General features: G+C 48.2%; 18 protein-coding genes and 1 tRNA gene. 9 read left to right on the top strand and 10 right to left on the bottom strand.

Annotation, left to right across the window (positions count from 1 at the left end; all coding sequences use genetic code 11):
• Positions 1-7 precede the first annotated feature (7 nt).
• From VNK96_04695 to VNK96_04685, 3 genes are read left to right on the top strand one after another with little or no spacing between them, the layout of a single operon-like run.
• Positions 8-2,503 (top strand): hypothetical protein, encoded by a 2,496-nt coding sequence (locus VNK96_04695; protein ID HWP31011.1) that lies wholly within the window; start codon positions 8-10, stop codon positions 2,501-2,503.
• A gap of 60 nt (positions 2,504-2,563) precedes the next feature.
• Complete coding sequence (locus tag VNK96_04690; GenBank protein ID HWP31010.1) at positions 2,564-3,178, top strand: hypothetical protein; 615 nt, start codon at positions 2,564-2,566, stop codon at positions 3,176-3,178.
• Between the two features lie 3 nt (positions 3,179-3,181).
• A complete protein-coding gene (locus VNK96_04685; protein HWP31009.1) occupies positions 3,182-5,104 on the top strand; it encodes an Ig-like domain-containing protein in 1,923 nt (640 codons plus the stop codon).
• 348 nt (positions 5,105-5,452) lie between these two features.
• Here the strand turns inward: VNK96_04685 and nadB are convergent, their stop codons facing one another.
• On the bottom strand, positions 5,453-7,033 hold the full coding sequence (nadB, locus tag VNK96_04680) for an L-aspartate oxidase (protein ID HWP31008.1): 1,581 nt from the start codon (positions 7,031-7,033) through the stop codon (positions 5,453-5,455).
• Positions 7,030-7,671 (bottom strand): redox-sensing transcriptional repressor Rex, encoded by a 642-nt coding sequence (locus tag VNK96_04675; protein HWP31007.1) that lies wholly within the window; start codon positions 7,669-7,671, stop codon positions 7,030-7,032. Before VNK96_04675 ends, nadB begins: the two co-directional genes overlap by 4 nt.
• Positions 7,672-7,749: 78 nt before the next feature.
• Here VNK96_04675 and VNK96_04670 point away from each other — a divergent pair.
• The 3 genes from VNK96_04670 (at position 7,750) to VNK96_04660 (ending at position 9,731) form a co-directional block, all read left to right on the top strand.
• Positions 7,750-7,824, top strand: a tRNA-Val gene (locus VNK96_04670).
• A 132-nt stretch (positions 7,825-7,956) separates the two neighbouring features.
• Positions 7,957-8,973, top strand: a complete 1,017-nt coding sequence (locus VNK96_04665) for a hypothetical protein (GenBank protein ID HWP31006.1) — start codon at positions 7,957-7,959, stop codon at positions 8,971-8,973.
• Between the two features lie 260 nt (positions 8,974-9,233).
• On the top strand, positions 9,234-9,731 hold the full coding sequence (locus VNK96_04660) for a hypothetical protein (GenBank protein HWP31005.1): 498 nt from the start codon (positions 9,234-9,236) through the stop codon (positions 9,729-9,731).
• A 170-nt stretch (positions 9,732-9,901) separates the two neighbouring features.
• Here the strand turns inward: VNK96_04660 and VNK96_04655 are convergent, their stop codons facing one another.
• Positions 9,902-11,002 (bottom strand): M48 family metalloprotease, encoded by a 1,101-nt coding sequence (locus tag VNK96_04655; protein HWP31004.1) that lies wholly within the window; start codon positions 11,000-11,002, stop codon positions 9,902-9,904.
• A gap of 209 nt (positions 11,003-11,211) precedes the next feature.
• Between VNK96_04655 and VNK96_04650 the strand changes: the two genes are divergently transcribed.
• Both VNK96_04650 and VNK96_04645 read left to right on the top strand, forming a co-directional pair.
• Entirely contained in the window at positions 11,212-12,549 is a 1,338-nt protein-coding gene (locus tag VNK96_04650; GenBank protein HWP31003.1) for a Gfo/Idh/MocA family oxidoreductase, read from the top strand.
• A 34-nt stretch (positions 12,550-12,583) separates the two neighbouring features.
• Positions 12,584-13,303, top strand: a complete 720-nt coding sequence (locus VNK96_04645) for a DUF1080 domain-containing protein (protein HWP31002.1) — start codon at positions 12,584-12,586, stop codon at positions 13,301-13,303.
• A gap of 27 nt (positions 13,304-13,330) precedes the next feature.
• Here VNK96_04645 and VNK96_04640 read toward each other — a convergent pair whose 3' ends face one another.
• The 4 genes from VNK96_04640 to VNK96_04625 all read right to left on the bottom strand — a co-directional run bounded on the left by VNK96_04640 (position 13,331) and on the right by VNK96_04625 (position 17,668).
• On the bottom strand, positions 13,331-14,323 hold the full coding sequence (locus tag VNK96_04640) for an ABC transporter substrate-binding protein (GenBank protein HWP31001.1): 993 nt from the start codon (positions 14,321-14,323) through the stop codon (positions 13,331-13,333).
• Positions 14,324-14,381: 58 nt separating this feature from the next.
• Positions 14,382-15,380, bottom strand: a complete 999-nt coding sequence (locus VNK96_04635) for an ABC transporter permease (GenBank protein ID HWP31000.1) — start codon at positions 15,378-15,380, stop codon at positions 14,382-14,384.
• 67 nt (positions 15,381-15,447) lie between these two features.
• Positions 15,448-16,944, bottom strand: coding sequence for a sugar ABC transporter ATP-binding protein (locus tag VNK96_04630; GenBank protein HWP30999.1), 1,497 nt, complete (start codon positions 16,942-16,944; stop codon positions 15,448-15,450).
• A gap of 10 nt (positions 16,945-16,954) precedes the next feature.
• Positions 16,955-17,668, bottom strand: coding sequence for a VCBS repeat-containing protein (locus VNK96_04625; GenBank protein ID HWP30998.1), 714 nt, complete (start codon positions 17,666-17,668; stop codon positions 16,955-16,957).
• A gap of 1 nt (position 17,669) precedes the next feature.
• Here VNK96_04625 and VNK96_04620 point away from each other — a divergent pair, with 1 nt between their 5' ends.
• A complete protein-coding gene (locus VNK96_04620; GenBank protein HWP30997.1) occupies positions 17,670-17,846 on the top strand; it encodes a hypothetical protein in 177 nt (58 codons plus the stop codon).
• A gap of 68 nt (positions 17,847-17,914) precedes the next feature.
• On the opposite strand, the gene VNK96_04615 is transcribed toward VNK96_04620, so the two are convergent.
• The 3 genes from VNK96_04615 to VNK96_04605 all read right to left on the bottom strand — a co-directional run bounded on the left by VNK96_04615 (position 17,915) and on the right by VNK96_04605 (position 20,459).
• Entirely contained in the window at positions 17,915-18,202 is a 288-nt protein-coding gene (locus tag VNK96_04615) for a VCBS repeat-containing protein (GenBank protein ID HWP30996.1), read from the bottom strand.
• A 61-nt stretch (positions 18,203-18,263) separates the two neighbouring features.
• Entirely contained in the window at positions 18,264-19,187 is a 924-nt protein-coding gene (locus VNK96_04610) for a TIM barrel protein (protein ID HWP30995.1), read from the bottom strand.
• An 18-nt stretch (positions 19,188-19,205) separates the two neighbouring features.
• Entirely contained in the window at positions 19,206-20,459 is a 1,254-nt protein-coding gene (locus VNK96_04605; GenBank protein ID HWP30994.1) for a Gfo/Idh/MocA family oxidoreductase, read from the bottom strand.
• Positions 20,460-20,464: the final 5 nt, after the last annotated feature.

Here is a 20,464-nt window from a genome sequence, read left to right as displayed (position 1 = left end):
AAACAATATGAAAAATACACTACTAAAAACGAAAGTCCTTCTAAGTTCTATAGTCGTTTTGACAACTCAGGCTTCTGCTCAATTCGGTTGGGAAGTATGTTTCGACCCGACGAATACAGAACCTATTTCAACGGATTACCTTTCGTTGGCGATAGGGACGAACATTATCGAAGTGATGCTAGGCTTGAGCGGCACCGTGACTTGGGGTCCCGAGAGTCCCTGTGGAATCCCCCCCGGAAATGACGCAGAGGATGCGACGGGATATATCGGTATCCGAACTGGAGCGATCGGGAGCGATGTCACGCCTCTCGATGACATTTCCATTCATACCATGGGAACTCTTGGCCTCGGCTTCTTTCCTGTGGGTGCAGGAAACGATTGGAGTTTCGTAACGATTCGCGCTGTAGATTCGACAGGAAATGCTACCGACACGAAATGGGGTGAAGGCGGATTAGACGTTGCTTATGTCAATGCATCGTATACGAAATTTACTGCTTGGCAAACCGTAGACGGGGGGGTGCGTGCGGAATTGCGATGTGCAACTCGCGCCAATGCGATTCGATTCGAATGGACTTTGATTAACCAAAATGCAGAAACGACGAACATAGGTCTTGCCCAAAAGATGTGGCTGGGCATGCTCAATTTCAGTCAATCGCCCGCGTCCTCAGGTTGGGCGAATAATGCTTACGTTTTGCTCCCGACAGGAAGACCTATCGTAATCGAAAAAGAATGGATTCGACAGCAAGATCCTATAAACTTTCCCAAGAAAGCGGAGATCTTCTTCCGTCAGGCTTTTCCTTATCCGGGCTTGCGGGTTTTGTTAGATAAGGACAGTGGACATTTGGACCAAACACAGGTAGATAGATTTCAAGTGGGAAATTGGAACCACATTCTCGGCACCGACGGTGGTTTCTTGTGGGACAGCACGATATTCGACGACTTTTCGTTGGATTCCACAACTTTCGCAATTTTCTTCGACCCGAAACCAGTCGTTCCGGGGGGCTCGAGAAAAATCGTTTATTATTTCGAACTGCCTTGGGGTGGAACAGACATCAATGCAAAACAGACTGCTGCTGAGACCGAGGGATACGCTTTAGCCACAGAGGCACAATATCTCGTTGCAACCGACAACACTGGACTCAATGGGTTAAATCCGAATCCATTTACGATTGTAGCTTGGGTAGATAATCTTTATGATCTTGTGGACAAAACAATTGACATGTCCAACGTAGCCTTGACGATCCAACTCCCACCAGGATTATCTCTCGATGCTGGAGAAACGGCAACGAAAATTATTCCGACATTACAACATGGAACTGTAGATAATGTCTCTTGGCAGGTGGTAGCAGACGGTGCAACACCGGGAGTTCTAAAATACAAGATAAGTTGTTCCGCAACTCCGGGGGGGCAAAAGGATGTGGAAGGACAAGTCGTCATCGGACTTGCTCCGAAAACGAATTTGAAGTTCCCCTATAATCTCGTAACTGTTCCATTCAGCCTTGCGAACAATACATTTTCAGCGACATATGCCCCCGCAAACGTCATCGCTTATAACTGGAATCCTCTGCTTCAACAATACGAAGTAACGAACACCATCGAGCGAGGAAGAGGACAATGGGTTCTGCCCGATTCCGAATACCCTGGCTTAGCCCTAAACGGCGCGACACCATTCGGCGATGACCCCGTTGGCGGTTTTTCCTATGTATTGCGCAGGGGGTGGAATCTCATCGGAAACCCCTATCTCTATCCGATTCAGTTGAACCAACTCAACGCAATCAGTTCGACGAATCAACAAGAAGTTTTGACATGGAAAGAACTCGTGCAAAAAGGCTTCGTTTCAGGGACGATTTATTATTTCGACCCAGACCCGCTTACAGGGAATTTTTATAAGTTCAGTTCGGATACTTCGCAACTCGTTCCGGCAGGACAAGGTTTTTGGGTGAAGGCGAAATCCACTGCGCTTATCACGCTGTACTGGCCACCTATATACCTTCCGGGACTTCCCGGTGGACAAGGGCTTGCCGCCGGTACGGGAGACGATTCACCGATAGCCGACGCGACAGAAGATTGGTCACAGACTCAATTGGAATGGCGTTTAGGAATTCAAGCACGAGGTCAAAATTTGAAACTCGGTAAGCGCTATTTCGGCGTTGCCCCCACCGTCGGAGATGCGAACGAACGCTCTGTGCTCGAACCACCTGCCTCTCCAGGAACGAAAGTTTTGTTCAGTTTCATGCGCGAGGAAGAAGGAAAACTCGTTCCGTGGATTCAGGATATACGGAAAGTACAAAGCAAACAAACATACAAGATTCGTTTCACTTCGTATTCTTCCGGAGTCTTCACGCTTTCCTGGCCTGAGATCAACGAAATTCCGAAGAATATTCGGTTGAAATTCGTAGATACCCAAACGGGCAAGCAAGTCGACATGCGCGTGAGTAGGTCGTATGCATTCACAATGAATCAGCCAGGCACGCGAGAGTTTCTTATTAATGTTCAGCAATAAGAAGTTTATTGGCTTTCTTCTGGCTCTCTCCCGTAAACGGGAGTGGAAAGTGAGTCTGTCATGAAATTTTGGACAGTTGTTTTTCTTTGTGCGATTTCTATTGTAAATGCGAGTTTGCAAGCTCCTACGGCGGCGTCCCGCGGCAGTAAACCAATCGAAGTTTTGCTTTTCGATTTCGGTTTAGGAGATAACGCTCGTTCTCCGGAAGGGCTAAAGTTAGAAAACGAACTTACGCTCGCATTGGAAAAGGGTTTATCTCAAGACAAGAGATTGAGGATTAGTCGTTTTTCCCGCACACATCCTGCCGTTAAACGCGCAATCAACGAAGGCTCGATTCCCACAGGAATATTGATTCCGCCTTTTACGGGAAAAAGTGGGGGGGAATATAAAGCGCAGAAATTAGGGCGCTTATTGCGGGCGGAATTCACCGTCGCGGGAGTCGTGGATAGATTCGCTTTTCAAACGAACACGAAATCTGCCGAGATGGTCGTTATCGTGGAAGTGATAAATACGAAAACGAACAAACTCGTCACAACGCTTGCATCTACGATAACGACCAATGGCGAAAACGAAACGGAGGCGGGCATCGCTGCCGTCGGTAAGTTCGCTCAAGAGGTCGCACCGAAAATTATCGAAGCCATCGTAACACCTAAGAAAGAAAAATCGGGAGGTTAGCGAATGCGCTCGTCTCTTTTGCTGTTTCTGATATTTTTCCCTCTTGTGATTTTGGCATCTGGTTCGGTTCGTCTCAGTGCGTATCCGAATCTCTCCGTTGCAGATGGGAAGAGCGTGATTACGATCAGCGCAGAGGCGAGGGATTCGGGGGGGCGCATCGTCGCGGATGGCAGCAGTGTTCATTTCACGACGAACTTAGGAACATTTCGTGAAGCGGACACGACGACAATCAATGGTGTCGCTCGTGCGATTCTCGTGGCTCCGAACTCACCGGGAATAGCCCGCATCACAGCGACCGTGCCGTCTGTCGGAACCGTGGGAACTTTGGAAATCGAGTTCGTGAAAGACCGCTCGGTTCTTTCGGCGACGAGACAGTATATCGAAATATCGAGTCCCGAATATCTCGTTTACCATAACGAACTGCAAATCGTTTCCGCAGCGGGAAAAGAGAAACCTGCTTTTGTTAAATATAAAGATATTTCGATTGACGCGGCGGATTTGCAACTGGATTTAAAAACGCTTGTCGTGCTTGCGAAGGATGCGGAAATCACAGTGGGGGGCGAAAAAATTAATTGTAAAAGATTGAGATATTCGCTTTATCGTCGTCGCGGTTCGGCGATTGCTCAAAAAGAAGGCAGAGCGGGTTATTTTCAGTTGATGGGTTCTCGATTGGATGAAGGTTCTGGGATGACACCGAACGAGTTCGAATTTCAAGACGTAGGGCGCGCGAGCAGCAGCATTCATGCGGAGCGCATCATCGCATTCCCTCAAAGAGAACTGCAATTTCATCGCGCTCGGGTTTACGTGGGGGATATGCGCGTGTTGAGCATGCCTCTCTATGCGCTTCGTTTGTCGAATGTGTCTCAAGGTAATCCGCTCGGAGAGCAAATCGTAAGTTATTTCAACAACAGCATCGTATTGAATTACCCGTACTTCGTTTCCTTGACTCCGAGTTTTATGAGTGTACTGCGTCTCCGCAGTGGCTCGATTTATGGCAGGGGATATGCGGCGAGCGGGGGGGTATTTCTCGATTGGGAGAATTCCTATCAAGGGCAAGAATACGAAGGCTCATGCACATTGGGGGGGGTAGGAAGAAAGGACATGGGATTGATATGGCAGCACTCTCATCATTTCAGCGACGACACTTCCGTAAACGCAGTTCTCGAGTTTCCGAGTTTCGACTCGGTTTTCGGCAGTGTTACGGCGGCTCGCCCATTCGATGGTTTTAGCGTCAATGTTTCGGCAACGAGTTCGAAATCCTTCGACGGTTTCGATGCAGAAAGTCGCCGTGCAGAATTGAATATGGATACAGATCCCGAAAGAATAGGGCGTTTGCCAGCGACGTTTTCATTAGGATTAACCGCGGTCTCTGGCTTCGCGCGATTGGAGGATAAGGAATCGCATCAAGAAGGGGCGGGAATGCGGAGTCGCCTTGTCTTGCTTCCGCAAAAATTGAGTTCGAATCTTATATTGAACGGCTCTCTCACGCTTTCTCATTTATGGGGTGAAGGGCGTGGAGATGGATTCGGAGTGGTGGGGAATCTCGGGGTCGTGTCGAAATTCGGAAATAGTGGTTCTCTTACGATGGCGTACGATTATGTGCACGACGCTTTTACGGAAACACTCACCGGCAGACATCGCCTTACTGCGCAAGTGACCGAGCGTTTCGGACCTTTGTCCTTTAGTGCATATGGGGTAAAGAGTTTGGACGTAGATAGTCATACATTGTTTTTCGACGGTTCGTATTTTCTCAATAAAAAGTGGCGTATAGGGACATCGTTGACATTCGACCGCTATTTCGGTAGCGAATTAGAAGATAAAACATTGATATTAGGGTATCGAATCGGCGTGCGTGAAGTTGCAATAACGTATTCGACCGATACGGGGAAATTCGGTTTTCAGTTGATTAATGCACCTGTAAGGTAAACATTTTTTTGAGGTAAACATTTTTTTTGGATCTATCCTCGCCAAAGGATAGTATTTTCATTCCAAAACTTTCCGCTTTTTCTTAGGAGAACACCTTTTTTACGTTTTTGCTTCCCTCTTTTTAATCCTGCTGTAATCTACGAAAAATCCGGTTCCCTTCGAGGGGAGCGAAGAGGGGGAACTTTCAAGGAGGGGGTCGAATGAAATTCTACGTTCATCGTTGCTATTTCCGTAGCAGCATAAAACGTTCCCGTGTAAACAAGGGGAAACCATTCATTTCATTTCTCGTTTATAAGGAAGATTGCTTGCTATAAGAAAGGTTGTGTGCAATTTTATGAAAATATATTTTTAGGGAGTGCTCGCCTTTTGCACCACGGCTTTCGCGGAGGTATCCAAATCGATGTTGTAGTGTAAGCCCACGTTCTCTTTTCGGGCAATCGCTGCTTGAACGATGAGCCTTGCGCACTCGAGCATGTTCGCTGCCTCGCTGCCTTTTCTAAGGAAAGTCTTATCTTTGTCGGAACGATGTCTCGTGCGAACGGCTTCTATCATCTCATGAATCGTATTCGCTGCTTCCTCGAGTCCCTTATTCGAGCGTACGATGCCCGCTTTTTCCCACATCAGATTTCGAAGTCTTTTAACCAAACTGGGAACCATATCTGGAGGAACGGGGGGCACATTTTGCTCTACGAATTCCCCCCTCTCGATGTTTCCTGCATGCCGAGGAGCGTGTTCCGCCGCCGCGAAGGAAAATACGAGGGCTTCCAAAAGGCTGTTGCTCGCCAAGCGATTGGCGCCATGCACTCCCGTATGCGCAACCTCTCCCGAGGCGTATAAATCCGTGATGTTCGTTCTTCCGTTCAAATCCGTATGAACCCCCCCGCATTGATAGTGAGCGGCAGGTATTACCGGAATGAGTTGTTTCGTAATATCGAAACCGTATTTCGCCAAACGATCACAAATACCAGGGAACATCTTTCGCACTTGTTTTGGATCGAGATGGGTGAGGTCTAAATAAACGCAAGGCTGTTTCGTGCGCGTCATTTCTGTGTAGATCGCTCTTGCGACGATGTCTCTCGGGGCGAGTTCTGCGCGAGGGTCGTAATCTAACATAAAGCGTTTTCCTTCGGAATTGCGAAGGACAGCGCCGGCACCGCGTACGATTTCGCTAATGAGAAAATTTCTGCCTCGTGGGTGATAAAGGGTGGTCGGATGGAATTGGATGAACTCCATATCTCGTATCTCTGCTCCTGAGGAAGAAGCTAAGGCGACGCCATCGCCCGTTGCAATGGGGGGGTTCGTGGTATAGCGGTAAACCCAACAGCAACTTCCTGTACCGAGCAATACGCTTCTTGCGCGAATTTCGTATCTTCCTTCGTCTTTTTTGTAGACGAAGGCTCCTGTACAGCGATTATCCCTCATCCCTAAAGATTCGCAGAAAGTATGTTCCCAAAATTCGATTGCCGGTTGTTTCTTAACGGCTTCAGTGAGCGCGCGTTGAATTTCAGCACCGGATTGGTCCGCGTGGTGAACGATCCTGCTACGACTGTGCCCCCCCTCTCGTGCGAGAGCGAGATGGGGAAGTCCGTGGTTATCCGTGAAATCGAATTGCGCGCCGATGCTGATGAGCCATTCCAAAACAGGCCGCGCATTCTGCACCAAAAAGCGCACAGCAACAGGATCGCAAAGTCCTGCGCCTGCGCGCAAGGTGTCCTCTTCGTGCAATCGCCAAGAATCGTCCTCTCCCACCGCAGCAGCAACCCCCCCTTGAGCCCAACTCGTGTTCGCATCGGAGAGTTTGCCCTTTGTAACGACGAGGACCTTTGCATGATCCGACGTACGCAGGGCGAACGTCAAACCCGCTATCCCGCTACCGATAACTAAAAAATCGCATTCTTTTACTTTTACTCGGGAATCTTCGTTTTTCATTTTTCTCTATTGATAAAATACGCCAGTATCGCGAATTCGTGTGTGAAGGATACGTCCCGAACGAAGCAGTCTTCCGGAACTTTTAGGTGTGTGGGAGTGAAATTCAAGATCCAACGAGCCCCACCGCGAATTGCTGCCTCAACCACACCTTGCGCAGCAGGGGCTGGAACGGTTATCGCTACGACTCGAATCTTCAATTCACGCAAGCGTCGTGGCAATGCGTTTGCATCCTCGATGACGAACCCATTGATCGTCTTTCCTATCTTTTGAGGGTCGTTATCGAAAACAGCGGCGAGCCGAAAGTTGTACTCTCCGAAACCTGGATAAGAGGCTAATGCTTGGCCGAGGTTTCCTACTCCGACGAGTGCGAATGGTAACGTTCGGTCAATTTTCAGAAAACGCGCAATTTGTCGACGTAGAGGCTCTACCTCGTATCCTACTCCTGGCTTGCCCGTCAATTTGACCAGGCTGAGGTCTTTGCGGATTTGCGCAGCGGATGTGCCTGTCCGTGTTTCCAGTTCCAGGCTGTCTAAAAAAGTTTCTCCCTTTGCTTCCGCTTCTCGCAAAACTTTATAGAGAGTTGCAAGACGTTGGAGCGTAGGGATAGGAATTTTATTTTGAAGTTCGAGCGTGTCCAAGCCTTGATAGACTCCGTAGGAATTTCAAAATTGTACCTATCCTAAACTCAAGGCAAGGTAGAATGAATTGCCTCGAAAGGGCGGTTAGCTCAGGGGTAGAGCACTACAATGACACTGTAGGGGTCACTGGTTCAAATCCAGTACCGCCCACCAACTTGATAGGAAAAAAACTCTCAGTTCCTCGCTTGAACATCTTCCATGTTATACTGAAGCTGACCGCACAGCACGCAACAGCACGAACAGTATTACAGCACGCACAGGCATTCCGCTTTCAGGAGAAATAGAATGGTTTTTCGAATACTAAGCGCTTTGTTAGTAGTGGTTTTCATTCCGCCAGTCGAAACAAGTTGGTTTTCGCAGCGCGGAGCACAACTTGAGTTCTACCAAATCAACCTCTTTTACGATAACGTCTACAAACCCAACTCGAATTGGGGCACGGTGAAAATCACCTATGTTGGCGAGTCATTTCCGCTGTATTTCAATCTCAACGTCAACGGGGCATGGCAGGTTATGAACATTCCGCTTTTGAGTGTCGAGGGAGCAGGGTTTTTGCAATCCGTAAACATAAGTTATGCATTGCCCTTTCCATGGGGAACGGACGTGAATTATATGGAATACAACTTCAGCATTACGCCTTATCCATTGGACTATCTTCCCCCAGGAAACGAGCCAGCGAACGTACAAGACCTCAACCAAAATATGTGGAGCGGAGGATTGCACGGATTCCTTCCGTTCGCCCCCCCTGAGCCTGTGCGTGGCTTTTTGGTTTGCGATGAACTCAAGACACATGCGAACTTTCCCAACCAGGAAGCAGGTGCGAACGAATGCGTTCCGACGGCGGTATCGAACAGTCTTCAATGGTTGAACACGAAGCATAATCTGGGGATGAAAGCAGAAGATATCACCACGGAGAAGATGAAAACCGCTACGGGCTGGACGAAGGGGGGTTGTGATTCGAACAAATGGCCAGATACAAAAGACGCTTATATGAAAGCGAAAGGACTTCCTGTAAAAACTACGAAATACAAACCGCGAGAGATTGACAAGGTGTATGAACAGTTCGCAGACCAAGACGTAGAAATGGACACCGGGACGCACACGGTTTCCGTTGTAGGTATGGCGAAATTATGTAACGGAGATTATACGCTCGTTTTTGCACACGATCCTGACCAGAATAAACCGAACACGGCAACGCAAGAGACAGTCACTTGGGAAACGACAGCGGCGAAAATCCGTGGCGGGGGGGCTTGGTGTAATAATAAACTAATTAAGAACTGGATTGTAGAATGCCCGAATAAATAAACGGAACGAAACGAAGGTTATGTAGGGATTTTTCCTAAAAGTTTTATTGGGCTCCTATCACAGACGATTATCGACATACTACTATGGTACTACTCACCGCATATTTCTTTCATTAAACACGAATAGATCTTCCTTTTCAGTCGTTAAGTAGAACATCTCGTAAAGAGATGCTCCGAAAACATCCTTGAATCGAGTTCGAACATGAAACATGTGGAACAGCGTAAAACGCGAAAATTCAAGGTGAAGATAAGGAGGTAAAAATGAAAAAACTGACAATGTTAGCAGTTTGTGCTTTTGCTTTAGCGCTCCCGATTATAGGTGGGACTAAGGCACAGCCCAACATCGTAACCGTGTCCGTTATGCAGGTTGCACAAATCGACAACCTCGATAAGGATTTCCTCAAAGCAGACCGAGCGGATTTCTACGCTGAGGTGCTGATAGACGGACAATGGACCAGAACGAGTGTTTGGCACGGTCAAGACGTTCTGAGACCTGGTTGGAGAATTACGAACATCGTATGGGGTGATACTACAACCATACGGATTAGATTGTTTGACTTCGATACAGGTAGTTCAGGACGCGATGACTGGTGTGACATCAACCCTCTACGGGGCGAACGTGAATTGACGCTCGTTTATAACACCGTGAACGGACGCATCACTGGCGACGTGAACGGATATCGTGGTGAACCGTTAACCGTGAAAGGTTCAGGTGACGGAATGCGAGCGGAAATAACGTTCACGATTAATCACCTATAAAACCCCTTGCCTCCGATAAAGCAAGATTATCCCTCGAAAATCGAGGGATTTTTTTATGTTTTTTAAAGATGCCTCAACTGCACCTGATGTCTTCGACTACTTCTTTCAAATAACATAAAGGTAATTTCTCGTAAGAAATATTGCCTTTGGATTTTTTTGTAAAGATACTTTTAATCCCGCGGAACAGTCGGAGTCAAATCGATCAGCACTTTCATCCATTTCGTCAAACCGTTTTCCACTTCGTCGGGGTTATCCAATAGTTCGCGGGCGAGACGCGTATCGGTGTTGTGAGGTTTATCGGGCAATCTCCTCAGGAAGGCGATGCGTTCGGGATATGTAGGGTGCTGGTCATAAGGCGTCGGATAGATCGCTCCGATTTTCTTCTCGATATTCGGAAATTGGTCTTGGTTATAAGCGCTTTTTGCGTATTGCCTGAGCGCGGCGAAATAGTTTATTCCATCGTGAATTGCGTTCATCCCCCCCTTATCGTAGAAATGCTCTTGAAGATAACCATAAATGTATTCTTTTTTTAAACTTTCCATCGCAGCGGTTCTGCCTACGAGGCGTGCGGATATTTCATCGGCATAAAATTCTTCTCGTCTCCTAAGTGAGCCGACGAATCGCATGAAAACGAACAAATAAAAATTTACGAACAACGCAAGCAACCATGGAGTTTCTTCTTGGGCGAGCAATTCGATACGTTCCGATGTTCGAATGAGCCAGCCGTTCAAAGCGGTATGTTTTCCAGCATAATGAGCGAGTTCGTGAGCAATCGTTGCACGAAACTCCGATATATTTACGGCACTCAATTCTCCGAGTCCGATAATCATGATTCGTTTTCTGTTCATTCCGAAAATGCCGCCGACTTCGAATACCGCTGCGTTCACCTCGTGATTTAGAAAAATCGTGTCGGGAGGTTTCGTTTGCATTCCTCGAGCAACTTCGTCGATGAGAGACCACAATCGTGGATGTCTATTTCTCTGGATTTCGAAACCGAAGGGGCGATATCTCGGGCGAAATACGAAAAGACACGGAAGCACCGATAGAATCACGGTGGCGAAAAAAATCACTAGTTTGTAACGAACATAACCGCCAACGGTGCCTGATGTAAGTACCCAGTAAATACCGTAACCTGAACCCGCCGCAATGCCAACGAGCGAGAGCAGAAAAAAGAGTTCCAAAAAGTAGCCGATGACGATGAGATGGAGATAGCGATTCGTCCCGGGATTTGGAACGGAACGATAGTATGCACTTCCAAGTACCTTAGCCATTAGTACCTAGCCCCTCTTTTTTAGTTATATATAAGCCACATTCTTCCGTAAAAAATCTACTGCATCCTTTTAGGAAATGATGCCTCAACCCTTCTCGAGGAGCTAACTATTCCTAAGATGCCACGACGGCTCGATCCTTTAAAAGACATCAGCCTGCTCTCTTAGGTTAACATACATAAAAATCTACTGTGGCTATAAGGAGGTAAGGAATGAAGAAAGAAGACGCTGGTGGGATTACCAGGAGGGAATTCGTTCGAAGCATCGGCTTAGCGGCAAGTGGAATCGCACTCGGAGCGCTAGATGTTCCTTCTGAAGCCTCTAACCGCACCAAGCAGGTTTCTGCAAACGAGAAAATCCTTTTAGGTTTGATTGGCTGCGGAGGTATGGGTGGAGCGAATATGCGCACTTTGATGCAGTACCCTGAAGTCGAAGTCGTTGCACTTTGCGATGTGGACGAAAACCGCATTCCGGGAGATTTCTTGGAGGTGCAAAGAAAATACGGGAAAAAACCTGCAGTGTATCGCGATTTTCGAAAACTCCTCGAACAAAAAGATATAGACGCCGTGATTATCGGCACTCCGGACCACTGGCATGCATTGAATTTGATTTATGCTTGCGAAGCGGGGAAGGACGCGTACTGCGAAAAACCCATTTCTTTCAATATCGTAGAAGCGAACCCTATGGTTGCTGCGACGAGGAAATACAAACGTATCGTGCAAGTCGGTACTTGGCAACGAAGCGTGCAAGACTTTACGGACGTTATCGCCTACATTCGTTCTGGGAAATTAGGGAAGGTGATTCTCTGTCGTTCGTGGATGTCCGATGGGTTTCGCGCGGGAAGACAGCAGCCCACCACCCCCCCGAGAGAACTCGATTACGATTTTTGGACAGGTCCTGCGGAATTGATTCCTTATAAACCGAATCATTTGCACTTCAATTGGAGATGGTTTTTGAATTATGGCGGAGGAATGACCACGGATTGGGGAGTGCATTTGATCGATATCATTCTTTTGGGAATGAGCCAAAGCGACGATTTGGTTATGCCGACAGAAATCACCGCATTGGGGGGGCTTTGGGCGATAACGGATGACGACCGTACAGCCCCGGATACTACGGAAGCCCTGTTGAAATTCGAAAATCCGGAGTTCGTATTACACTGGAAGGTGAGCCGCGACCATCCCGGAATTCCTTTTCATGGAATCGAATTCGTAAGCGCTGATGGCAGGACATTGCGTCTATGGCGCGGAGGTTGGGTCGTACTCGACCCGGATGGAAAAGAATTACCAAAAGAACAATTTCCACCGACCAACGACCATTGGCGCAATTGGTTGGATTGCATCAAAACGCGCGAAAAACCGCGCGCCGATTTGGAATCTCTCGCACAAACGACCATTGTTTGCCATCTCATCAACGCTTCGCTCCTATCTGGAGAGACGGTGCTTTGGAATAAGAAAAAAATGGACATTGTGGGAAATGCCGGAAAGAACACACTGGCGTATCAGCGAGAATATCGAAAGCCATGGAAACTGCCTATCCACAGGGTGTGATATGCTGATTACCGAATAAAAGGAGGTTTCGATTATGTGTGGATTGACATTCATTGCTCTTGTTTTTTCTTCGAACATGACAACGGATTACGCCTATCAATATGGCGTTAGAGAAGAAACCCCTCCGAACACTTTGACGCAAAGGGAAAAGAGCGAAGGTTATAGGTTGCTTTTCGACGGGAAAACGACGAGGGGTTGGAGAGGATGGAAACGCGCGACGGTACCGAAAGCATGGGGAGTTCGTGATGGCGCTCTGGCGCTCGTACCCGGTGAAGACGGGGGGGATTTATGTACGCTCGAGGAGTTCGACAACTTCGAATTGCGTTTAGAATGGAAAATCGAGCCAGGGGGCAATAGCGGAATCTTTTACCGTGCCACCGAGGATCATGGGGGGGCTGCCGAAACGGGTCCTGAATTCCAAATTCTCGATGACGAGCGTCACCCGAATGGCAAGACTCCGGAAACTTCCGCTGGTGCGGCATATGCTCTTTACGCTCCTACGAAGAAGGTCGTGAAACCGGCAGGCGAATGGAACTACGTTCGGATTATTGCGAATGGCAACCGAGTTGAGCATTGGATGAACGGCGTAAAAATCGTAGAGTACGAAATCGGCTCGGAGGATTGGAAGGCTCGAGTATCGAAGAGCAAATTCGCCTCGTTACCGGAATTCGGGAGGAAACCAAAAGGTCGGATTGTCTTCCAGGACCATGGGTATAAAGTCTGGTTTCGGAGTATTCGAATTAAGAAGTTGTGAAAGCGATAATAATTACTTCCGGTAATCTCAAAACACCGAATCGGGAAAATAATAATCTTTCGCGTTCTCCGGCGTAATCAGTTCCACGTCGATCAAAATGTGCTTCGGCATGAATTGGAGAATTTTTTCGCGGTTGCCATCGCGCAGAATCGAAACTGCTTCATGAACTCCGACAGCAATCATGGAAGGCGGATAGGTGATGTCGGCGGGATAAAGCGGATCGCTTTCCATCACGCGCTTCACGATGTCCTTCATTCCTGCCCCCCCTAAAATCCACATCTCTTTTTCGCGTCCAGCCTCTTTGATCGCTTGCTCCGCACCTAAAGCCATATCGTCGTCCGCTGCCCAGACGGCATCGATCTTCGGATGCTTGAGCAAAATCGTTTGCATCACGTCGAGCGCTTTTTGACGATTCCACATCCCTGTTTGTCGATCTAAGATTTCGATTCCAGGGTGTCTTTTGAAAACTTCCATCGCCGCCTCTACGCGGTCGGTATTCACTGTGCTCGGAATGCCCTCCAATATCACGATCTTTCCTTTGCCGTTGAGTTTGTTCACGATGAATTCTGCAGATTTCCGTCCGAACGCTTTGTTATCGCCTTCGATGAAAAGGTCTGCAACGGGTTTAGTAAAACCGCGGTCTACATTGACGAGCAGGATTCCTCGTTTTTTTATTTCCTCAGCCACAGGAGTGATGGGTGCGCTTTCGGTCGCAAGAACGACAATCGCGTCCAACCCTTGCGTCATCATCGTTTCGAGGTCTTTGATTTGCTTGTCTGGGTTTTCGGCAGTAGCGAGCGTCCATTCGACGTCGGGATAAAGTTTCATCGCCTCCTTCGCCCACCAAATCACACCAGCAGTCCATCCGTGGTCCGCTGCGGGAACGGAAATGCCGATTTTCAGATTTCGAGCAATGCCGCTCGAGCCAGTCGGGGGCGAACCCGCTGGCTTCCCACACCCCGCGAAGAAAAGCGCAGCGAGCAAGGACATGATAATGCCATTCATGAATCGTGAGTGCATGCAAAAAACCTCCTTTTAGAATCTATATCTTAGCCCAAGTTTGACCTCGCTCGGGAGGTTAGTCTTTCTGCTCTCTTTGTAAAAGTACGGCAGCGAGGATGACCGAGCCTTTTACGACGCCTTGCCAATGCACAGAAACGTTGGCGACTACGAGCATATTCGTGATGATGCCCAAAAGAAGAACCCCGACGACGGTTCCCCAAATTCGACCTTTGCCCCCCCGCAAACTCGTGCCGCCGATGACTACGGCGGCAATCGCATCCAGTTCATAAAGATTTCCGAGAGAACCGGAAGCGACGGAATTCATGCGACTCGCTTGCGTGAATGCAGCAATGCCGGTGAGGAATCCTAAAAGGGTATAGGCAATCCATCGTGTGCTTGCGATGTTGATGGCGCTGTAAATTGCTGCGCGCTCGTTACTACCCGTCGCAATCGCATGACGTCCGTACGGCAAATAGTTCAATATGAATCCGGCCAACAATGCGGCTAATAGGAAAAGAATGATGCCCCACGTAATCATCAATGGCTCCCCCCCGCTGACATTTACGAGCGGCAAGGGAATCCCTCCGCGCACCAAAGACGGAAAAAGTTCTGTGCTTTGAGAACGAATTTCTCCTCCATCGGCGAGCGCAAGACACAGCGAGCGATATGCCGCAAAACCTGCGAGGGTCGCTACGAAAGGAGCAATGCGCCCGTACGCGACCAATAACCCATTGAATGCCCCCATCAACGTACCCGAAGCGATGGAAACGACTGCCGCAATCGCACACGCAACGCTTTCTCCGTATCCTAAAGATATCGTTTTATTGAGTGCGGTGATTCCGAGCGCGGCAGCGAGCGCTAACATGCTTCCGACGGAAAGGTCGATCCCCCCCGTAATAATCACGAGTGTCATTCCGATTGCGATGATTCCGACGCCGACGTTTTGGTTGACGAGGTTGCGAAGATTCTCCGGTTGTAGGAAAACTCCAGGGTCTCTAAACGCATTCCATGCAAAAAGAAGAAGGAACGCCGCAAGGACTCCGTATCGCTGAAGAAACGTGCCGAGAATTTTCATAGCGAATGTTTTAGGTTATCTGAGATTTTACTTCGGTTTTCTCCATGGCGAGTAGTTGTCTTCTCACTTATGCCTCAATCCCCACCGCTGCCGTCATTATCGCCGATTCCGAGATATCATCCCCACGAAGTTCTTTCACGATTCTTCCCCCCCTCATCACGAGTACACGATGACATAAACCAATCAATTCCTGCATTTCAGAGGAAATCAGAATGCAAGCCATTCCTTCGGAGGCAAGGCGATGGATGATTTCATAAATTTCTCTTTTCGCCCCGATATCCACACCGCGCGTCGGCTCGTCTAAAATGAGGACTTCGGGTTTCGTGTCTAACCATTTCGCTAAAGAGGTTTTTTGTTGATTCCCCCCGCTCAAGTAAAGCACAGGAGCATGTAAATTCGGAACTCGTATGTCGAGTTTCTCAGTCCATTCTTTTGCTGCTTTTCTTTCTTCGGAGAAACGTAGGATAGGCTTTGCGTAAGCGGAAAGATTGGCGAGGGTGATGTTTTCGACAACGTCCATATTCAAGATCAATCCCTTTTCTTTTCGATCCTCCGAAACGTATGCGATTTTGTTTTGCATGGCGTCTTTAGCGGTGCGAATGGCGCATCTTGCCTCATGACGAGAGATTTCTCCAGAAAGAATGCAGCGGATTCCGAAAATCGTTTCTGCGAGTTCCGTTCGCCCTGCACCGATTAGACCTGCCAATCCGAGAATCTCACCCGGAAAGATTTCGAAGTCGACAGGTTCTCGCATACCCTCTCCCAAAAGAGCGCGAACGGATAGAGCGGGACGGGTTTTCTCGAACGGGACTTTTGTGGGAAACATGTCGCTCAAAGGGCGCCCCACCATGAGATTTGCCATTTCGGTCTGTGTCAATTCCCCTTTTGGAAATGTACGAATGTGTTTGCCGTCGCGCAGAACGGTGATTCTATCGCAAATTTCTTCCACTTCCGCGAGACGATGAGAAATGTAGATCACGCTCACGCCGCGACTTTTCAGGTTTTTGATAAGCGAAAAAAGATTCTTCGTTTCGCGTTCGCTGAGAACCGATGTCGGTTCATCCATAATCAGCGTAGAAGCGTCGTAGGTAAGGGCTTTTGCGATTTCGACGAGTTGTTTTTCTGCAATGGATAGTTTGCCGACCTCGATATACGGTTCGAAATTCGCTCCGATACGGTCGAGCAAATGTTTCGTTGCGTCGTGCATTCGAGCGCGTTGTAGGATTCCCCCTTTTGTCGGCTCGGTTCCTAAAAATACGTTTTCTGCAATCGTTAAATCGTCAACTAAATTGAGTTCTTGGTGAATCATGGCTATGCCATGGCGCAGCGAATCGCGCACGTTTCGAAATTCGACCCGCTGGGTTTTCCCATTACTTTCTATGTAGATTTCGCCGGAGGTCGGACTTTCGAGCCCCCCCAAGATTCGCATCAGCGTGCTTTTCCCCGCCCCGTTTTCCCCGATTATTCCATGAACTTCTCCCTGGGCGAAACGTACGCTTACGTCGTCCAGAGCGCGAACAGCAGGGAAGTCCTTGACGATACTGCGGACTTCGATTCCAGGCACGTTGTGAAAATTACTTTCTCAAATAAACCCAAACGACTCCTGTTAACTCAGGAGTGGGGCGGAGTTTTTCGATTGCTTGATGGAGTTTATAATACTCTTGATTCAATTGCAGATACTCTTTGTCTTGCTCCCCTATTTTCCTGAATGTGTCGACGTATTTTTGCATCTCTTCTTGGGAAAGTTCCTCTATTTTATTTTTACCTATGACTCGTAGTGCCTGTTTTCCAATACGCTCATAACAAACTTGCTGTTTTTTCACGATGGCTCTTTGCTTATCCTCGAGTGCACTCAGTTCCTTTTTCTGTTTTTCGGTAAGTTTGGGTGCAGGTCTTTCGAGGTTGAAGAAATCTCCTACCAGCAAATCGAGTTTTCCATCTCCGTTCCAATCTGCAGTGAATGGTTTCACTCGTGCTCCGGGCTTCGCCGGCGAAAAACCATATTTAGATTTGGAATCGAGTTTTCGCATTTTCCATGCGTCTTTGGAGTTTTCTTTGGGAAGAATGTATGCATTCTCATCCATCGTCAAATCGAGAGAATCCTTCGCAGTTCCTTTATAAAAGATGACGTTCCCTAAGTCGTCACCCAGGATCAAATCCAAAATACCATCCCCATCCCAATCCGTAACGCAAGGCCCTCCGTCAAAAGCACTAATCGGCTTGCCATTGCATTTCAATTCTTCTCCTTCGCTGAACGTCATATCTCCGTTATTACGATAGAGTTTCACGTTGCCAGAAATGAAACCGAGCACGATGTCCCAATCGCCATCTCCATCCCAATCTCCGAGACACGGACTCTGCGCATATTCCTCGGAAAGAGGTTTTCCGGACTTGGTGAGAATGGGTTTCGCAGCAGCGAATTTTCCACCACCGAGACCTTTGAAAAAGGAAAGACCTTTCGTATAAGAACCGGAAATGACATCGCTAATCCCGTCGCCATCGAGGTCCGCGAACCGCGGACCGAATCCGATGCATCACCCAGCCTCGATTTCAGCGATTTTTCCATCCGCCATGAACCATTCGAACTTGTCGAACTTGGGTTCTGTGCGCGTCCCTACGTTTTTGTAAATTCGGAGTCGCCCATTGCCGAATTGCCCGACGAGCAAGTCGGGAAGTCCGTCTCCATCGAAATCCGCGAAGGTAGGAGCGGCGTGACCGACCTCCACCTTGATAATTTCGTTTCCGGCTTTTACGAGAAACGGCTCCGCGAGCTCGATTTTGCCAGGAGAGGTGAAAAGCGGAAGAATATATGCCCAGACCATATAGAAATTATTACATATAGACGCTGTTTTCGATAACAAAAAGTATTCTGAAACAAAATTTCTAAAAATCGTCGCACCAACGATAGGCTTCGATAAGCGCGCGTTCTCCCTCTTTTCCGGGTTTGCTCATCCCATGTTCCATCCCTAAAATGCCCGTATATCCTTTTTCATAAACATGTTTGAACACATTCCGATAATTCGTTTCCCCGCTCATCGGTTCTGCGCGCCCCGGAGTGTCGCCAATTTGGAAATATGCAATCTCCGACCAGCACAAATCCATGTTCGGAATTAAATTACCGTCATCGATTTGTTGATGATAAAAGTCGTAAAGAATTTTGAGAGAAGGACTGTTCACCGCGCGACAAATTAAATAAGCATCGGCGACTTTCGAAAGAACCATTCCCGGATGGTCTCTGCGCGAATTGAGTGCTTCCATCACCATAACAAGACCGTGCGGTTCTAAAACTTCCGCTCCGAATCGAAGTCCATCGATCACGTTCGCGAGTTGAAATCCTTTATCGAGTCTCGAATCCATCGTCCCAGGAACGAGCGTCATCCATTTCGCATTTACACGCTTTGCGACTTCGACAGCAGAGCGGCATTCTTTTACGAATTCATCCACCCCTTCTTTGCTTCCGGTCGATAGAGAAGGTTTCCACGCTGTGTTCGGGTTAATCACGAAAATTCCCATCTCCATGCCCAGTTGCGACATCGCTTTTGCAATTCGTTCCTGTTCGGCTACAGGGCGACCCTTCATGCCGTTGTCTTCCCACGCTTGAAATCCTTCGTCAGCAGCGAATTTCAATTGATCCACCAAATCGTTGCCCGCATGGTGTACGAACATGCCGAAATGCGGAGCATATTTCAATCGGAATTTTGCTTTGTTCATCTTTCTTCGTTCTCCCAATAAATTTTCCCCGACGACAAGAGCGAGACCGGAAGCAAGCCCCCCCTTTATCAACTCGCGCCGAGTCAACCTTTCCATTTTATATAAGTTTCGTATTTATATAAGTTTCGTAGAGCCTGGCATCGCTACGGATGCGACGGGTTTAGGACCGAATTCGACTTTATCGGGGAAAAGAGATTCCTGAGAATTGTACGCTTGTTCCCAAGTAACTTCCTGACCAGTGTAAGCCGCCATTCTTCCCATGATTGCCGTCATGGTGCTTTCCGCGACTTGACGTCCCTCATTAATCGGGTAGGTGCGAATCGCCTGAATGAGCCTTTTATGTTCTAAGACATAGGGATTCGGACGTTCGCCTTCGAATCGCCATGCGCTCTCGCCGTTGATCCAATTGTTTGCATCCGAAGTTCCTTTCGTTCCGACGATATGCTCGCCGACACGCCATGCCGTCCCGTCAATCTGTCGGCACATGCTTACCATTTTCACACCATTCGCATATTCGAATTCCGTTGCGAAATGGTCGTAGATATGCCCGTAATTAGGGTCTGTGCGCACTTGTCGCCCCCCCAATGAAATCGCTTTCACGGGATGGTCGTTCATTGCCCAATTGCATACATCGATGTTGTGGATGTGCTGTTCCACGATGTGGTCGCCAGAAAGCCAAGTGAAATAAAGCCAGTTGCGTATTTGCCATTCGACATCGCTCCATCCTTCTTTGCGAGGAACCATCCAAAGACCGCCTTGATTCCAATACGCATAACAAGCAACGACTTCGCCGAGTGCGCCATCGTGAATTCGTTTCATCGCCTCACGATACGCAACGTCATGTCTGCGCTGCGTACCTGCTACGATGCAAAGCCCTTTTGCACGCGCTAAATCGGAAGAATCGATAACAGAGCGAACTCCAGGAGCATCTACCGCAATCGGTTTTTCCATGAAAACGTGTTTCCCCGCCTCCACACTCACTCTCAAATGCTGTGGGCGAAAACCGGGAGGCGCAGTGAGAATTACGATATCCACACCGCTTTCGAGGACTTGTTTGTAAGCATCGAAACCGACGAAAGCGCGTTCGTTGGGGACTTGGCAACGATCTTTTAGGGTTTCTTGGAGATGCTTTCGAGAACTTTCCAAACGGTCTTGGAAAAGATCCCCCATCGCCCAAAGAACGACGGCAGGGTCTGCTTCTGCGGCGTCCGCTGCAGCGCCTGTTCCGCGCCCTCCACAACCTATCAGACCAACTTTTATCGTTTCAGAACCTAATGCGAAAACTCCCGAAGGGATGACCATCGAAGCGGTTACCATTGCTGATTTTTTGAGAAAGTCTCTCCGAGTTAAACCATCATTCGCTTGCATGCTGA

Source organism: Fimbriimonadales bacterium (genome assembly GCA_035559795.1).
GTDB lineage: Bacteria > Armatimonadota > Fimbriimonadia > Fimbriimonadales > ATM1 > DATMAR01.
Note: the sequence above shows the minus strand (reverse complement) of the source record. Positions and strands in the feature narration are given on the sequence as shown.

Excerpts from the sequence above, each read along its gene's own strand:
- VNK96_04695 (HWP31011.1), top strand. The coding sequence starts at position 8 with ATGAAAAATACACTACTAAAAACGAAAGTCCTTCTAAGTTCTATAGTC.
- VNK96_04690 (HWP31010.1), top strand. The coding sequence starts at position 2,564 with ATGAAATTTTGGACAGTTGTTTTTCTTTGTGCGATTTCTATTGTAAAT.
- VNK96_04685 (HWP31009.1), top strand. The coding sequence starts at position 3,182 with ATGCGCTCGTCTCTTTTGCTGTTTCTGATATTTTTCCCTCTTGTGATT.
- nadB (HWP31008.1), bottom strand. The coding sequence starts at position 7,033 with ATGAAAAACGAAGATTCCCGAGTAAAAGTAAAAGAATGCGATTTTTTA.
- VNK96_04665 (HWP31006.1), top strand. The coding sequence starts at position 7,957 with ATGGTTTTTCGAATACTAAGCGCTTTGTTAGTAGTGGTTTTCATTCCG.
- VNK96_04660 (HWP31005.1), top strand. The coding sequence starts at position 9,234 with ATGAAAAAACTGACAATGTTAGCAGTTTGTGCTTTTGCTTTAGCGCTC.
- VNK96_04655 (HWP31004.1), bottom strand. The coding sequence starts at position 11,002 with ATGGCTAAGGTACTTGGAAGTGCATACTATCGTTCCGTTCCAAATCCC.
- VNK96_04650 (HWP31003.1), top strand. The coding sequence starts at position 11,212 with ATGAAGAAAGAAGACGCTGGTGGGATTACCAGGAGGGAATTCGTTCGA.
- VNK96_04645 (HWP31002.1), top strand. The coding sequence starts at position 12,584 with ATGTGTGGATTGACATTCATTGCTCTTGTTTTTTCTTCGAACATGACA.
- VNK96_04640 (HWP31001.1), bottom strand. The coding sequence starts at position 14,323 with ATGCACTCACGATTCATGAATGGCATTATCATGTCCTTGCTCGCTGCG.
- VNK96_04635 (HWP31000.1), bottom strand. The coding sequence starts at position 15,380 with ATGAAAATTCTCGGCACGTTTCTTCAGCGATACGGAGTCCTTGCGGCG.
- VNK96_04615 (HWP30996.1), bottom strand. The coding sequence starts at position 18,202 with ATGGTCTGGGCATATATTCTTCCGCTTTTCACCTCTCCTGGCAAAATC.
- VNK96_04610 (HWP30995.1), bottom strand. The coding sequence starts at position 19,187 with ATGGAAAGGTTGACTCGGCGCGAGTTGATAAAGGGGGGGCTTGCTTCC.
- VNK96_04605 (HWP30994.1), bottom strand. The coding sequence starts at position 20,459 with ATGCAAGCGAATGATGGTTTAACTCGGAGAGACTTTCTCAAAAAATCA.